A 15,432-nucleotide genomic window follows, 5' to 3' on the forward strand; every position below is an offset into this window, starting at 1 on the left:
CTAGCATCTTAAATCGCTGCGGTCGTCATCAAGGTCTTCCCAGTCGGCCCCGTCGGTGGTGGTGTAGTGGAGGTCTTCGAGGGCTTGGCGCTGGCGACGACGGGATACCCGGCGGTATTTCTTGGCCTGAAGCATAGGTTCCTGGTGGATTTCGCCTAGGCCGCCCACCTTGCGTTTGAGCTGGGCTTGGTCTGGGGAGCGGCTGGCTTGAGCTGCTTGCAGGGCCTCAGCCTCAGCCACGAGGGTGCTGTACAAATCGTAGCGATCCCAGTCGTTGCCGACGGCGCAACCGGGCTCATCGCCATGGAGGCAGTCGTTAAACTGACAGGCATCCTGGGCGAGGCGGCGGCGAATCTCAGGGAAACAGGAGCCTAGGTCGGCAGGATGTAGGGTGAGGTCGGGCTGGTTAAAACCGGGGGTGTCGGCCAGTAGACCGCCCTGGGGCAGGGGAAAGAGTTCCACATGGCGGGTGGTGTGGCGACCCCGCCCCAACTTGCCAGAGACGGCATTGGTGCGGAGATGGGCGGCGGGAATAAGGCGATTAATCAGGCTAGATTTCCCCACCCCAGAGGGGCCAGACACCACCGTCACCCGGCCCTGGAGCCGAGGCTGAAGCGTTAGCCAGTCCTCCCCCTGATGGAGGCTAATCAGGAGCGGATCGTAGCCCCACTGGCGCAGCCGATGTTGCCAGAGGCGGCGGGTGTGATCGGTCACTAAGTCCTGCTTATTGAAGCACAGCAACACGCTTAGCCCGGTGGATTCCGCCTTCACCAAAAACCGACTCAGTTGATGGGGATCCAAATCGGGCTCGGCGAGGGCAAACAGCAGCAGCACCTGATCCGCATTGGCAATGGGAGGTCGGTCGAGCACCGTCTGGCGGGGGGCAACGGCGGCAATGGCTCCCCGCTGCCCTTCCCAGTCTGGATCTACTACCTGCACCCGGTCGCCCACCATCACCCGCTGGCCGATTTTTTTCAATCGTGCCCGCCGAATGCAGAGCAAAGCCCGACAGGGGAGTACTTCCCGGTGGGCATCCTGCTCCAGCGTCACCCAATAGTAGTTGGCCTGCACCGCCGTCACCACTCCCCAGAGGGGCGTTTCAGGCTCGGTCGAGGGGGAGGCTATGGTGCGACTCACTGGGATCGTCGCACCTGGAGTCGGCAGTAATCGCCGCAGTCCTCCAGGGCTTCAATGGCATAGCCCTCCATGCGGAGGCTGTCGGGCACCTGCTCCACAGGCTCACCCGCGTCGAGCCACACCTCTAGCAGGGCACCGGGGGCCATCTTTTCAAGCTGGAGCTTAGTCCGCACAAAGTTGATGGGACAGGGAGTGCCCCGTAAGTCCAGGGAAAAGTCTGGAACTGGAGACGTTGTTTGGAGGAAGGAATCCATGCTGCTCATCCGCGAAATAACCCCCCCAAAAAGCCTTCAATGCCGCCCCGGTTGACCTTGTCACCGCGAATTTCCGCCAGCTTTTCGACCAGCTCCCGCTCTTCGGGCTTGAGGCGGGTGGGAATATCCACCTGAATCGTAATCAAATGATTGCCCCGACTGACGGGGTTCCCCAGCTTGGGTACACCACGATCCTCCAGCGTTAGCACGGTGCCCGGTTGTGTACCTGCCGGAATTTCCATCTCCACGGGGCCATCCACGGTCTCCACCTGGATTTTGCAGCCCAGAATAGCTTGCAGGTAGCTCACCCGCAGGTCAGACAGAAGGTTGATGCCATCCCGCTTAAAGGCGGCATCTTCCGTCACAAACAGGTAGACGTACAAATCTCCTGATGGGCCACCCCGCAGTCCAGCGTCGCCCTCCCCAGACACCCGTAGCCGGGTGCCATTGTCTACCCCAGCGGGCACCGTAATTTTCAGCTTCTTGGTTTCCTGGGTTTGGCCACTGCCGCCACAGACATCACAGCGGTCTTCGATCACCTCACCCGTGCCGCCACAGGTGGGGCAAGCCGAGACTTGGGTAAAGCTGCCGAAGGGGGTGCGGGTGGCCCGCCGCACTTGGCCTGTGCCGCTACAGGTGCCGCAGGTGGTGGGGCGCGTACCGGGCTTGGCTCCGTTGCCGCTACAGGTGCCGCAGGTTTCGAGGTGGCTAATTTTGATTTCTTTCTCGCCGCCAAAGACCGCTTCTTTAAAGTCCAGCTTCAGGTCAAGGCGCAAATCATCGCCTCGGCTGGGGCTACGACGGCGTGGTCCACCTTGGCCCATACCGCCAGAGAACCCGCTGAAGAAGCTCTCGAAAATGTCGGCAAAGCCGCCCATGTCGCCAAAGTCTTGGTAGCCAGCCCCGGCGGCACTGCCCACCCCAGCCTCACCAAAGCGGTCGTAGCGAGCCCGTACCTCTGGCTCAGACAGCACTTCGTAGGCTCGGTTAATTTCCTTGAAGGTTTCCTCCGCGCCGGGATCTTTGTTGACGTCTGGGTGGTATTTGCGGGCTAAGCGGCGATAGGCACGCTTAATCTCGTCTTGATCGGCACTGCGCGAAACACCAAGCAGGTCATAGTAATCACGGGCCATAGGGGGCTACCTAGACAACTCCAGCAACATATCCAAGTCTGCACTATATTAAGCAGCTTTGACCGCCTTGGCTAGGTGGGATACCCGCCCTAGGGTCTGGGTTGGACTCGGTTGCAGGCTAATCAATGGCCTCGTAGTCGGCGGTGACGGTGGCATCGAGGTCGTCGTCATAGTCACCCGCATCGGCGGCAGCACCATAGCCTCCTCCATTGTCTTCGGGCTCGTAGTCCGAGAATCCCATGTCGTCAGAGCTTGAGGTGTTGGTGCTGCTGTAGAAGCTAGAGCCGATGGCAAAGAGAGCCGACTGAAGCTCGTCGAGGCAAGTTTGCAGCGCCGATGGTTGAATGGTAGGACTCTGGACGGCACGGCGCAGTTGAGCGGCCTTAGCTTCCAGGTTGGCGCGAGTGGAGTCATCCATGGCGGCCCCGTGGTCGCGCAGGGTGGCATCGTAGCTGTTGAAGAGACCGTCGGCCTGGTTGGCCAGTTCCACCACCTGTCGCCGCCGCTCGTCTTCGTCCGCAAAGACCTCTGCATCCTGGCGCATTTGCTCCACTTCGCTGGCGCTGAGCCCTCCGGTGTTGGTGATGCGGATGCTCTGGGCGCGTCCGGTGCCTTTATCGAGGGCAGATACCTGCAAAATGCCGTCGGCGTCGATCTCAAAGGAGACTTCGATTTGAGGGACACCCCGGGGAGCCGGAGGGATACCCGTGAGTTGGAACTTGCCGAGGCTCTTATTGTCCTTGGCCATGGCCCGCTCCCCTTGGAGCACGTGGATCTCTACCGAGGTCTGGCCGTCGGTGGCGGTGGAGAAGGTCTGGGATTTGCTGGTGGGAATGGTCGTGTTCCGCTCAATAATCTTGGTGAACACTTCGCCCAGGGTTTCGATACCCAAGGACAGCGGTGTTACGTCTAGCAGCAGCAGATCCTTGACCTCGCCCCCCAGCACCCCCGCCTGGATGGCCGCCCCTAGGGCCACCGCTTCATCGGGGTTGACGGAACGATCCGGGGCTTTCCCCCCAAAATACTGGCTAATGGCCTGCTGTACCGCTGGCATTCGGGTGGATCCACCCACCAGCAAAATCCGATCAATGCCCTCCGGGGCCAGTCCGGCATCCTTCAGGGCTTGCTGCACGGGCTCCAGGGTAGACTTAACCAAATCGGCGGCCAACTGCTCGAAGTGAGACCGCGTTAGGCTCATTTCCAGGTGCTTTGGCCCGGTTTCATCCGCCGTAATGAAGGGCAAATTGATGGAGGTGGAGGCCAGGTTAGACAGCTCAATCTTGGCTTTTTCAGACGCCTCCCGGATGCGCTGGAGAGCCATCCGATCCGCTGAGAGGTCGATGCCCTCTTGGTTGCGGAAGGCTTCGAGGAGCCAGTCTACAATGCAATTATCAAAGTCATCGCCACCGAGGTGGTTGTTGCCCGCCGTAGCTTTTACCTCGAAGACGCCATCCCCCAGTTGCAGGATGGAGACGTCGAAGGTGCCGCCCCCAAGGTCAAACACGAGCACCGTCTGGTCTTGATCCTGTTTGTCTAGGCCATAGGATAGGGCCGCAGCAGTGGGCTCGTTAATGATCCGCAGGACTTCTAGGCCAGCGATGGTGCCTGCGTCCTTGGTAGCCTGACGCTGGGCATCGGTGAAGTAGGCCGGAACGGTAATCACCGCCTGGGTGACGTCGGTGCCCAGGTAGGCTTCGGCATCCTGCTTGAGCTTTTGCAGAATCATGGCCGAGACCTCTTGGGGGGTGTAGGTTTTGCCCCGAATTTCCACGTCAACGGTTTGATCGCGCCCGCTGACGCAGACGTAGGGTACCCGACTCCGCTCGGCCACGGTGTCATCCCAGCGCCGCCCGATGAAGCGTTTAATGCTGTAGACCGTGTTTTCGGCGTTGGTGACGGCTTGGCGTTTGGCCAATTGGCCCACCAGACGCTCACCGCCTTTGCCAAAGCCCACGATGCTGGGCACCGTGCGCCCCCCTTCCGTGCTGGTAATCACCACTGGTTTGCCGCCTTCAAGCACGGCAACACAGCTATTCGTTGTCCCTAAATCGATGCCGATTACTTTTCCCATAGCCCGTGCTGTTGAACAAAGTGACTGCCCAGACCCCGACTGCTGTGCCCCTTCTAGAAGGGAACCCCTGACGACCAACTGTGGTTAGTATGCCCCCCCTAGGGATGAAAGTTATCGCACTGCGAGGAAGACAACGAAGTATGAACCGGACAAGGCCACGGTTCTGCCCGGTGCTGTCTAGCTCTCCTCGGAGGCAGGGCTATCCGCTTCCGGTGGGGCCGCAACCTTCACCATGGCGTAGCGCAAAACTCGATCTCCGAGCTGGTAGCCCCGCACAAACTCTTCGATCACCGTACCTTCGGGGTGGTCAGCGGTGGGTTCCCGCATAACCGCCTCGTGGAGTTGAGGATCAAACTCTTGTCCTTCCGCTCGCAGGGCCGATACCCCCAGGCGCTTGAGGGTCTCCACAAGTTGCTTGTAGACGCTTTGATAGCTCTTGTGAATCGCCATCTCTGCCTCGGTTTGGGGCTTGATTTGAGATCGAGCCCGCTCAAAGTTATCTACCACAGGCAGCAATTCAATAACCGTATTGCCTTTGACCTGGTTTTCCAGATCTTCCTTTTCCCGGGCGGTGCGTTTTCGGTAGTTTTCAAAGTCTGCCGCAATGCGAATGGCCTGGTTAGACTGATCCTCAATCTGGGCTTTAAGGTCAGCAATCTGCTGCTCGAAGTGGGCTACCTCGACCCCAGATGCGCTGCGAACCCCAGGTTCTTCGGCTAGCTCGGCCTCCAGGCCGTCTAGGGCCTGATCAATATCAATATCAAGGGCCGCGTCCTCTTCGTGAAGTTCCTCCACCCCCTCTGTGGCGGGCGCTGCTTCGGGGATATCCGCTTGATGCTGTTCGTCAACCATGCCAATCTCGTAACCTGACTACGTGTAAACTGGACGACTTGTTCTGGCAGACCTAGGAGTCAACTCCCAGAGGTCTGGCTCAAGCTTATCTTACTTACGTAGGCCGTCAACAGCACAGTTTTTGCCGACCTGGTTCTAAATTCGCCCTAATCTGTGCCGACAGACGAAAATTCAACGGAAGCACCGCAGCGCTGACCTCGGCAACCGGGGTTGCAATCAACGGCTAGGACAGCATTCTGCCCTGGGCTCAGACCTGGCTGGGGTGGGCCATCGCTTCTGGGGCGTTAGTTTAAGTTACGTAACAATCCGCAGGGGTCGGCTGGGGGGGTAAGCACCTAATTCCTAAGGACTCGATTAAAACTAGAGGTAGGTCTTGGGCTTTTCTGACCCCTCCCTCCTCAACAGGTGGCTCAATCGGCAGTTTCCAACCCTGAAACCCACCGTAGCAAATGTCGCGCCGATCAAGGGGGATAGGGGTATGATCGGAACTAGAGTGGGGTGTAGCTTGGGCTTCTACTTCTGTAACCGTTGGTGCGGTCGTAATTAGGGACGCCTTTGACTAAATATGTTTGCGATTCTTCTGTGTTGGCATCGGCACTATGACTAATTCTCCTTCGTCTCGGCGGGCGCTTGTTCTACAACGAAGTTTTTCGCCCTTTGGCAATAAGCTGATCCAAACGGGCTACGTAGATTCGGAACAGATGCAGAAAGCCCTCGCGGAGAGCCGCAAAACCGGGCAATCCCTGACCGATGTCCTCGAGTCTTTGACCGGGCAGCAGTTGGCCCCAGAACTGCTGCGCCAGTACAAGAAGCAGCAACTCTTTGAGCTGAAGATTCTCTACGGGGTCGAGTCCCTCGATCCAGAACTCAGCGATGTCTCAGCCGCCCAGATCGGTAGCCTGATTGACACGCTCATTCCGGTGGATGTCTGCCGCCGCCACCGCCTCGTCCCCCTAGCCCAAGAGGAGGGGGATCAGCCAGCGGTACTCGTGGCCATGGTCGATCCTGAAAACCTTGAGGCCCAGGACGACCTGAACCGCATCCTGCGCCCCCGCAACATGGCCCTGCGCCGCATGGTGATTACCGTTGAAGACTTTCAGCGGCTCATCTCCACCTACCTCGATGAGGCGGTTGCCAAGCAGAAAAAAGAAGAACTCGATGCCGCCGTTGACGTCCGCACCAGCCTAGAGGAACTGGATTATGGTGGCGACCTAGAGGACGTCATTGACCAGGAAGCTGATCTTGGCGAGGCCCTGAAGGATGCTGGGGCGGCTCCGGTCATTGCCCTAGTGAACAAAATTCTGGTGAAGGCGCTGCAAGAGGGCGTTTCCGACATCCACATCGAGCCCCAGGAAGAGTATCTGCGGGTGCGCTTCCGCAAAGATGGGGTGCTGAAGGAAGCCCTGCCCCGGATGCCGAAAAAAATCATCCCAGCGGTAACAGCCCGCTTCAAGATCATCTCCGACCTCGACATTGCCGAGCGACGGGCTCCCCAGGATGGCCGGATTCGCCGGATCTTCCAGGGTCGTAAGGTAGACTTTCGGGTCAACACCTTGCCCAGCCGCTGCGGCGAGAAGGTGGTGCTGCGGATTCTGGATAACTCCGTCACCCAACTGGGGCTCGACAAGCTCATCACCGACCCCACCTCCCTCAAAATTGTCCAGGAAATGGCAGCGCGGCCCTTTGGGCTCTTGCTAGTGACGGGGCCAACGGGTTCCGGGAAAACCACGACCCTCTACTCGGTGCTGTCGGAGCGCAATGATCCTGGCATCAACATCAGCACCGCCGAAGACCCGATTGAATACACCCTAGAAGGGCTCACCCAGGTGCAGGTGATTCGGGAAAAGGGCATGGACTTTTCCGCCATTCTGCGGGCCTTTTTGCGCCAAGACCCGGATGTGATTCTGGTGGGGGAAACCCGCGACCGAGAAACCGCCAAAACCGCCATTGAAGCGGCCCTCACCGGGCACATGGTGCTCACCACCCTACACACCAACGACGCCGCCGGGGCCATCGCCCGTTTGGATGAAATGGGGGTGGAATCCTTCATGGTGTCTAGCGCCCTGATTGGGGTGCTGGCCCAACGCCTCCTGCGGCGGGTCTGCGGCGATTGCCGCATTGCCTACCAGCCCAGCGTGGACGAACTGGCCCACTTTGGCCTCAGCGCCTCCGCCGATGGCGAAGTGACCTTCTACAAGGCCAACACCCTCTCCATCGACCAGGTGGCCGAAGCGCGGGCAAAAAATACCCTCTGTCCCACCTGTCAGGGCGGTGGCTATAAAGGCCGGGTCGGGGTCTATGAAGTGCTGCGGGTGACGGAGCGCATTCAAAAGCTGATCTCCGACGGGGCACCGACGGAGGTGATCAAAGAAGCCGCCGTAGAGGAGGGAATGCAGACCCTGCTGGCCTACAGTCTGTCCCTGGTGCGCCAGGGCTATACCACCCTCGATGAAGTCGAGCGCGTTACCTTTACCGACACGGGCCTAGAGGCCGAACTGAAGGCAAAGCGGAAAGCGTCGCTGACCTGTAGCTGTTGTAGCGCCGAATTGCAGCAGGAGTGGTTAGACTGCCCCTACTGCCTCACCCCCCGCTTTGCGGAGTAGTGGAGCCCCACTAGGATAAACACCTGTACCCTAGGAAATGTGTTCAGCAGCCTAGGTAGACTCCCTACCATCAGGCCATTCGATAAGTTTTATGGGGCCATGACACGATTGTTCACTCCTGTGGGCATCCTGAGATCAGCCTTTCGGGAACCCGGCTGACCACCTGTGAGGGTTCCTTTCCCACCCTTCTCTCCAGACAGAGGTAAATCCATGGAATTGATGATCGAAGATTTGATGGAAGAGGTAATCGAGCGGGGCGGCTCTGACCTCCACCTCTCGGCGGGACTGCCCCCCTACATTCGGATCAGCGGCAAACTAACGCCCACCGAGCACGAGCCCATGACCTCGGAAGCCTGTCAGCGGCTGATCTTCAGCATGTTGAACAACACCCAGCGCAAGCAGCTAGAGCAAACCTGGGAACTGGACTGTTCCTACGGGGTGAAGGGGCTGGCCCGCTTCCGGGTCAACGTATACAAAGACCGAGGCACCTACGCCGCCTGTCTGCGGGCGCTCAGCTCCAAAATTCCCAGCATGGAAGTTCTGGGATTACCTCCCATCGTCCACGAACTGGCCGAAAAACCGCGCGGCCTCATTCTGGTGACGGGGCCAACGGGTTCCGGGAAATCCACCACCCTGGCCTCGATGATCAACAACATCAACCTCACCCGTCCAGAGCACATTCTGACGGTGGAAGACCCCATCGAGTTTGTCTATGAGCCAATTAAGAGCCTGATTCACCAGCGCCAAATTGGGGAAGATACCAAGAGCTTTGCCAACGCCCTGCGGGCCGCCCTGCGGGAAGACCCCGACGTGATTCTGGTGGGGGAAATGCGTGACCTAGAAACCATCTCCCTGGCCATTTCCGCCGCAGAAACGGGCCACTTAGTCTTTGGCACCCTGCACACCAGTTCCGCCGCCCAAACCGTAGACCGGATGATTGACGTGTTCCCCCCAGAGCAGCAGCAGCAGGTGCGGGTGCAGCTTTCCGGCTCCCTAGTGGCGGTGCTCAGCCAAACCCTAGTGCCCAAGGCCAACGTCAAACCGGGCGAGTATGGTCGGGTGATGGCCCAGGAAATCATGGTGATTACCCCCGCAATTGCCAACATGATTCGGGAGGGCAAAACCGCCCAAATCTACGGGGCCATCCAAACCGGGGGCAAAGTGGGGATGCAGACCCTTGAGAAGGTACTAGCAGACCTTTACAAGTCTGGCACTATCTCCTTTGAAGCCGCCATGTCTAAGACCTCTAAGCCCGACGAACTCCAGCGCCTCCTTGGCCCAGCACCTGCCGCTGCCGGAGCTGGGCGTCGCTAATCTCCAGCCCCCCGGACGCCGACCTCAAGGGGATCAGCATCCGGGGACAATCGCTATAATGCTCTCACCATCATCCTTCGAGGCCTTGAGCCATGCCTACCTACGTTGCCATTGGTCGTGATGCCACCGGAAGCCAGCGGAAAGAACGGATTTCTGCCGAAACCCCCAACGATGCCCGCACCCTGCTGAAGAATCAAGGTTTATTTGTCCTAGAGATCAAAGAGGAGAAGGGTTTTAACTTCAGTATGGAGGCCATCTCCACGTCAATGACCAAGGTGACGGTCAAAGACAAAGCGATTTTCTCCCGCCAGTTTGCAGCCCTAGTGAACGCTGGGGTAGCCCTCGTGCGGGGGCTAGGCGTCTTGGCCGACGACTGTACCAACCCTAAGCTGAAACAGGCGCTCCTAGCCATCAACGCCGACGTGCAGCAGGGCACCAACCTCTCTGACGCCATGCGGAAGCACCCCGCCTGCTTTGACAACCTCTACGTAGCGCTGGTGCAAGCCGGAGAAGTGGGCGGGGTGCTCGATGAGGTGTTGAACCGCCTAGCCAAACTCCTAGAAGACCTCAACCGCTTGCAGAACCAGATCAAATCCGCCATGACCTACCCGGTCGTGGTCGGGTTGCTGGCGGTCACGATCTTCATTGCCATGACGATGTTTCTCCTGCCCATCTTCGCGGATATGTTTGAACAGATGGATGCAGAGCTGCCTGCCTTCACTCAGATGATGCTGTTGATTAGCTCCTTTTTGCGTAAGTTTCACAACTGGGTGCTGATGATTGCCATCATTTTCTCCTCTAGCTTTGCCTTTAAGCGCTACTACGCTACCCTCAATGGCCGCCGCACCGTAGATCGCATGGCTCTGAAAATGCCTCTGTTCGGCGACCTAATTCAAAAAACGGCCACTGCCCGCTTCTGCCGCACCTTTGGTTCCCTCTCCAAAGCAGGCGTCCCCATTCTGACCTCTCTGGAAATCGTCCGCGATACCGCTGGCAACCAGGTGATTTCTGAGGCGGTGGATGAAGCCCGTAAGGACGTACAAACCGGGGGGATGATTAGCATTGCCCTTCAGAAATACGGCGTTTTCCCCACCATGGCCATTCAGATGATCAGCATTGGCGAAGAAACTGGGGAACTGGATGGGATGTTGATGAAGGTGGCGGACTTCTACGAAGATGAAGTAGAACAGGCCGTGAAATCCCTCACGAGCATCATGGAGCCGATCATGATTGTGGTGCTGGGGGGCATGGTAGGCTCCATCCTAGTGTCGATGTACCTGCCGATGTTCAAAATCATGGACGTGGTGCAGTAGGTCATTGGGCGTTGAGGAACGCCCCTACTCCCTTCCGCACGTTGCTTCTTGCCCCAAAGCCCCTAGGCGCATCTGCACCCTAGGGGCTTTGGCATGGTAGAAACCGTGAGAGGGTGGCGTTCTTGCGCCGAGGCCGAAACCCAAGACCGGAAGACACTTAGGGTAGGGGCTGGCGAAAGGCTTCTAGTCCGGCAATTTTTTCAGACTGCTGCTGCACCTGCATGGACAGCGAGTCGCACACAAGCTCGCAGAGGTCAAACACGAAGGCGTTAGCGATTTGATAATACACGCACACGCCCTGCTGCTGACGCCTGACAACCCCCGCCTGGGCCAAAATTTTCAGGTGTTTAGACACATTGGCCTGCCCTAGGCCCGTGGCTTCAATAATCTCGGATACATTCTGGGGGCCAACCTTGAGGGCACACATAATCTGGAGGCGACTCGACTCGGAGAGCACCTTAAAAAAGTCGGCGACCAGTTGCAGGGTCTCTGGGGGAAGCTGCATAAAGCGGCAGTCGGTCGCCGGGGAGGTTACGACGGAGGGCGGGGAGGCCAAGGGAGAGGAAGCCATAGAGGAATGCGCGGTAAGTCAAGGCTAAGGATTAAGACTTTATTATATAACCTTGAAGTAGTATATTGAAGCCGCGCTCAGATCCGACTGCCCTAGTTGGTGGTTTTTCGCCTCTTTGGATCTTTACCCTGGCTCTATCCCCAAGCACCCACTTTGGCGTCATCGCTAGCTGGCGCAGATCGTACCGTTAGGGAACGGTTCAGCTTGATCATATCGAAGGTGTCCCCTAGGGCAGCGGTGAGGGTGTGGCGCGTGTGGTTGTGGGCCGTGCGCTCGGCCTCCAGAGATTGGGTTAGCTTCTGGCAGCGCTCTACAAGGGCCGTGAGTTGATCTTGGAGACCCGACAGGGAATCGGCACGTTCTAAGCTCTGAACAAAGGTTTGGGCCTCGGTTTGGGCGCGTTGCTGATCAAGCAGTCGCTGGGACAGTTCCACGATCTGAGCCTGCTGCTGTTCGGCCTCTTGTCGCCGCTGACGGGCTTCATTTTCATAGAGTCGTCGCCAGTTAGCGGCGCTATTGTGGGCTTGGTCCCGCTCACGGCGGGCATCGGCTAGCTGGTGCTGAAGGGTTTTAACCTCCGCAATCCATTGAGTGATGTCTTGGCTCATCACAACTCCTGCAACCATAGGTTTGTAACCACATCGCCGCCCAGTATAGCGAGCCCTGCCCAATCTGAACTCATCCCTGGGGTAAATCCTAACGGGAGATCACCCTCGCCATGGGGGTTGAGACAGCCTTAGAAAAGTCTGCCCAGGGCGTTGGTCTGGGGACAAAGCCGCTAGGGCTGGGCCGGGGCAATTTCGGCGGCAGCGGTGATAATCAGATCGCGGAGTTGGGCTTTCCACGCCTGTTCAAGGGCCAAGAGTTCATCACGATGGGCCGTAACCGTCACCTGGGGATCACCGTCGGCCCCCGCCTGGGCTGCGAGGATAATCTGCTCTTCCCGTCCAGCCCGCTGCCAGTAAAACCAACCCGCCACCGGAGACAGCAGCACCAGGCCACCAAAAGCCATGCCTACCCCAGGCACCAGAATGGCCAAAACCAGGGCAAAGCACAGCCCTCCTACCGCTGCCAGACTGCTAAGAAAGATGGCAAGAAACCAACTGGGACTCACCTGGCCTTTGAGAACCATCTGATCCAAGGTGGGGCGAGCATCTAGACGGTAGGCCCGCTGCTGGAAATACACCGTGAGGGCATCTAGCGTAGTCATAGGGTCGGCAGGGGCGTTGAGAATCAGAACCTCTGTCCGATCCTTCGTGGAGGCCCGGATAAAAAAGAATAACCCCACCATCAACAGCAGGGTTAAAAATACAGTGGAATACAGGATCGTTTCAGTCACGGGAAAGCTCGGCGGTGAGGGTACTGTTCTACAGTACGCAATGTTGCGCGATTCAGCTAGATTGCGGTTTGGCCCCCTACGTCTGACCTCAGATGCGCCCAGCTAGATCCAAGCACTAGCCTGGGCGGCACAGCCTTCGACCCAAGCCAAGCTAGAGCCGAGGAACCGATAGAATGGGGCTATCGGCATAGGCGGGGGCGGTGGAGTTTCCCATGTAGGTTTTCCAAAATTCCGCAAGTTCCTCCGCCTGCAATCGCCAGTCAGGGTTGAGGCGATACATCCGCCGAGGTCGGCCTCGCCCTTCTACCTTTTTCCAATAGCCATCAATGGCTTTTTCGTCCTCTAAAAACTTGAGCGCTCCGTAGAGCACAGTATCGGAGAGACGATAGTGAACAAACTGCTCGGAGAGACGCTGAATCAGTTCTGTGCCGTAGGAATCCTGCTGTAGCAGCACCGCCAGCACGTAGCACACGGCCAGTTCCTTGTTGAGATAGATCGGCGGTGGATCCTCAAAAAACTGGTAAATATCCTCAAACTTCATAGTCTCTCTCCAAGATATGAACGGGCCACTCACCCTGGAATGGCGAAAGGCTGACCTGGGTCACACTGGGGCCAAGGATCAAAACCGTTCACCATGAACAGCGATTTCCTAAAAAATTGGGCTACCCTGCCGCGCTGGGCTTGGCGAAACTGGGTAGGTTAATTCTAAGCACAGGTGATCCCCGCCGTGACATGGAAGCGATAGATAGTAACTATCTGCAAATTTTTTTAGAGATTATTAAATATTCGTGGCCAGAGAGAATTCAAAACGCCATAAATGACGTGAAATGGATCCAACTTTGCCCCTGTTAATTCAGGCTTCAGGCTGACGAATGATCGCAAGGGCGACGTCGCTGAGCAAAGGCATGAGCTGTGCTTGAATTGCCTCGGACTGATTGCCCCAAAGCATTTTGCAGAAGGCTCCCTTGCCTTGATCCCCGGCGCGATTGAGTACAGAAGCCAGCTTTTCACAGTTGGTTATTTCGTCCATGGGCTCTCCAGGCAATAGTGGGGCTATCATAGCCGACTTCTGCCTGGGTGCCACCCCATGGGCTGATCGAGGAGATAGGCGCGTCCACCAAAAATCAGCCTCTGCCCTTTCTAGAGTTTTTGGCCTGTTGCCCGACTTTTAGGCCACGATGATGAGCGCTTCACCACCAGTAGGGGAATACTAGGCCGAGCGGTCTCCGCTTACTCCCTATTCCCATTTTCCCTTGGCCATGGATGAGTTTGCTGCCTACTACACCCTCTTCAATCTTCGCCCCGAAGCCTCTCCCCAGGATTTGAAGGTGGCCTACAAACGACTGGTCAAGCAATGGCACCCAGATCGCTTTGCCACCGATCCCGTTAACCTAAGCATTGCGGAAGAAAAAATCAAGACCATCAACATTGCCTACGAAGCCCTCAAAGCACGGCAGGAGGGCGATTTTTCTGGCATGTCATTCTCCAATGCCAGCCGCTACACAACCTCCGTCAAAACTCGCCGCACTAGTCCTAAGGAATTTTATGATCATGCCAAGACTCTGATTAAGGCAGAACAATATAAAGATGCAGCAGACGAACTAGCTCACGCGATCAAGCTAAATTCAAATTATGCAGCAGCCTATCATTTAAGAGGTATTTTATTCTCAGTATTAGGCTTTGAAAATCGTGCAAGCAGTGATTTTAGGAGAGCATCAGAATATGGCTTATATCAAGTTGACTATGATGATGAGATTATTAATTTGATAACCAATCATCAAGACTTTAGGTATCTTATCTTAGCTATTTATTGAAAAAGACTCCATCAAAAGAGGCGCACGGAAAACCTGGCAATCAAGGAAAAAATAAATCCTCATCTCCAAGCCCTGACAAAAGAAACAGCGATTCACCTGAAGAATTCAACTCCAGTAAAACTAGAGAAGCAGGATTTACGGTTAACTTTGAATCTGGTGAAGATTTTGCCCTAAATATAGAGCCAGTCTCTTTTGTCACCATGAGTCACAGCAAAAAGCTTATTGCTACGGGCAATAGTCATGGGATTATTGAACTATGGAATTATAAGAGGAAGCGCAGCTTTCATATTCTTAAAGGTCATATTGGTGCCATAACTCATTTGACCTTTAGCCCTGACGATCAAATTCTCTTCAGCAGTGATCAAGTTGGCACTGTCCGAATATGGAATTTAAGTGATGGTAGTTTTATCAAACAAATCAATGCGCATCAAAACGAGATTGAGACCTTATCTATTGACTATGCGTCTAAATCACTAATAACCATAAGTGATGGAGAGGCCAAAGTATGGGATTTCCGAGACTGCAAGCTATTAAAGGTGCTATCACACCCTAAAGTCTCAGCCTTATTAATAGCTCTTGGGCATACTGGTTTGTTCAGCATTTGTGGTTTTGTTGATGGCTCTATTTATTTACATCAAACGCTAAAAGCTAACAAGATTCAGCCTATTCAAGCTCATGCTCAGGCTGTACAAGCCTTGGATTTCTTTAAAAAGAATCTAGTCTTTGCCACTGGCAGTTCTGATGGCAATGTTAGCCTGTGGCAGTTTCCATCGGGAGAGCGGCGTCAGACGTGCCAATCGGCCCCAAGCGGTGTGACAGCCCTCGCCTTTTGCCATCAGGGTAGATTGCTCTGTGGGGCAGATGACCAGGGACATCTCATGGTTTGGGATGTGGCTTCTGGCGCGTTGCTCGATACGGTTTCGGCCCACAGCCCAGGGAGAATCAGCCTGATCACCGTGGCCGATGATGCGCTGCTCAGTGCCGGGGCCGATGGGGCGATGCGTCAGTGGCGGTTTTGATGTCGCCTCCCA

The 15,432-nt window shown here is 56.5% G+C and carries 15 protein-coding genes; 5 read left to right on the top strand and 10 right to left on the bottom strand.

Annotated features, from left to right (window positions below):
- From rsgA to grpE, 5 genes are all read right to left on the bottom strand, one after another.
- On the bottom strand, positions 1 to 1,137 hold the full coding sequence (rsgA, locus tag GFS31_RS09940; protein ID WP_225907364.1) for a small ribosomal subunit biogenesis GTPase RsgA: 1,137 nt from the start codon (positions 1,135 to 1,137) through the stop codon (positions 1 to 3).
- Entirely contained in the window at positions 1,134 to 1,391 is a 258-nt protein-coding gene (locus GFS31_RS09945) for a sulfurtransferase TusA family protein (RefSeq protein WP_198804695.1), read from the bottom strand. Before GFS31_RS09945 ends, rsgA begins: the two co-directional genes overlap by 4 nt.
- Positions 1,392 to 1,396: 5 nt before the next feature.
- A complete protein-coding gene (gene dnaJ, locus GFS31_RS09950; protein WP_198804696.1) occupies positions 1,397 to 2,524 on the bottom strand; it encodes a molecular chaperone DnaJ in 1,128 nt (375 codons plus the stop codon).
- A gap of 118 nt (positions 2,525 to 2,642) precedes the next feature.
- A complete protein-coding gene (gene dnaK, locus GFS31_RS09955) occupies positions 2,643 to 4,595 on the bottom strand; it encodes a molecular chaperone DnaK (RefSeq protein WP_198804697.1) in 1,953 nt (650 codons plus the stop codon).
- A gap of 177 nt (positions 4,596 to 4,772) precedes the next feature.
- Positions 4,773 to 5,447 (bottom strand): nucleotide exchange factor GrpE, encoded by a 675-nt coding sequence (gene grpE / locus GFS31_RS09960; RefSeq protein ID WP_198804698.1) that lies wholly within the window; start codon positions 5,445 to 5,447, stop codon positions 4,773 to 4,775.
- Between the two features lie 599 nt (positions 5,448 to 6,046).
- Between grpE and GFS31_RS09965 the strand changes: the two genes are divergently transcribed.
- The 3 genes from GFS31_RS09965 to GFS31_RS09975 all read left to right on the top strand — a co-directional run bounded on the left by GFS31_RS09965 (position 6,047) and on the right by GFS31_RS09975 (position 10,677).
- Positions 6,047 to 8,050 carry a GspE/PulE family protein gene (locus GFS31_RS09965; protein ID WP_198804699.1) on the top strand — a complete coding sequence of 668 codons (2,004 nt, stop codon included), beginning with the start codon at positions 6,047 to 6,049 and terminating at the stop codon, positions 8,048 to 8,050.
- A 210-nt stretch (positions 8,051 to 8,260) separates the two neighbouring features.
- Positions 8,261 to 9,364: a type IV pilus twitching motility protein PilT gene (locus GFS31_RS09970; protein WP_198804700.1), complete on the top strand. Its 1,104-nt coding sequence runs from the start codon at positions 8,261 to 8,263 to the stop codon at positions 9,362 to 9,364.
- A gap of 92 nt (positions 9,365 to 9,456) precedes the next feature.
- On the top strand, positions 9,457 to 10,677 hold the full coding sequence (locus tag GFS31_RS09975) for a type II secretion system F family protein (RefSeq protein ID WP_198804701.1): 1,221 nt from the start codon (positions 9,457 to 9,459) through the stop codon (positions 10,675 to 10,677).
- Between the two features lie 157 nt (positions 10,678 to 10,834).
- Here GFS31_RS09975 and GFS31_RS09980 read toward each other — a convergent pair whose 3' ends face one another.
- From GFS31_RS09980 to GFS31_RS10000, 5 genes are all read right to left on the bottom strand, one after another.
- The gene (locus tag GFS31_RS09980; protein WP_317135019.1) at positions 10,835 to 11,248 is read right to left on the bottom strand and encodes a metalloregulator ArsR/SmtB family transcription factor; all 414 of its coding nucleotides are present in this window, start codon (positions 11,246 to 11,248) and stop codon (positions 10,835 to 10,837) included.
- 134 nt (positions 11,249 to 11,382) lie between these two features.
- The gene (locus GFS31_RS09985) at positions 11,383 to 11,874 is read right to left on the bottom strand and encodes a hypothetical protein (RefSeq protein WP_198804702.1); all 492 of its coding nucleotides are present in this window, start codon (positions 11,872 to 11,874) and stop codon (positions 11,383 to 11,385) included.
- Between the two features lie 152 nt (positions 11,875 to 12,026).
- Entirely contained in the window at positions 12,027 to 12,587 is a 561-nt protein-coding gene (locus GFS31_RS09990) for a cofactor assembly of complex C subunit B (protein WP_225907365.1), read from the bottom strand.
- A 151-nt stretch (positions 12,588 to 12,738) separates the two neighbouring features.
- Positions 12,739 to 13,128: a PadR family transcriptional regulator gene (locus GFS31_RS09995; protein ID WP_198804703.1), complete on the bottom strand. Its 390-nt coding sequence runs from the start codon at positions 13,126 to 13,128 to the stop codon at positions 12,739 to 12,741.
- Between the two features lie 312 nt (positions 13,129 to 13,440).
- A complete protein-coding gene (locus GFS31_RS10000) occupies positions 13,441 to 13,617 on the bottom strand; it encodes a hypothetical protein (RefSeq protein ID WP_198804704.1) in 177 nt (58 codons plus the stop codon).
- Between the two features lie 229 nt (positions 13,618 to 13,846).
- Here GFS31_RS10000 and GFS31_RS21260 point away from each other — a divergent pair, with 229 nt between their 5' ends.
- Both GFS31_RS21260 and GFS31_RS10010 read left to right on the top strand, forming a co-directional pair.
- Positions 13,847 to 14,401, top strand: coding sequence for a J domain-containing protein (locus GFS31_RS21260; RefSeq protein ID WP_198804705.1), 555 nt, complete (start codon positions 13,847 to 13,849; stop codon positions 14,399 to 14,401).
- On the top strand, positions 14,398 to 15,420 hold the full coding sequence (locus tag GFS31_RS10010) for a WD40 repeat domain-containing protein (protein ID WP_198804706.1): 1,023 nt from the start codon (positions 14,398 to 14,400) through the stop codon (positions 15,418 to 15,420). Before GFS31_RS21260 ends, GFS31_RS10010 begins: the two co-directional genes overlap by 4 nt.
- Positions 15,421 to 15,432 lie beyond the last annotated feature (12 nt).

The sequence above is a fragment of the Leptolyngbya sp. BL0902 genome (genome assembly GCF_016403105.1).
Taxonomy (GTDB): domain Bacteria; phylum Cyanobacteriota; class Cyanobacteriia; order Phormidesmidales; family Phormidesmidaceae; genus Nodosilinea.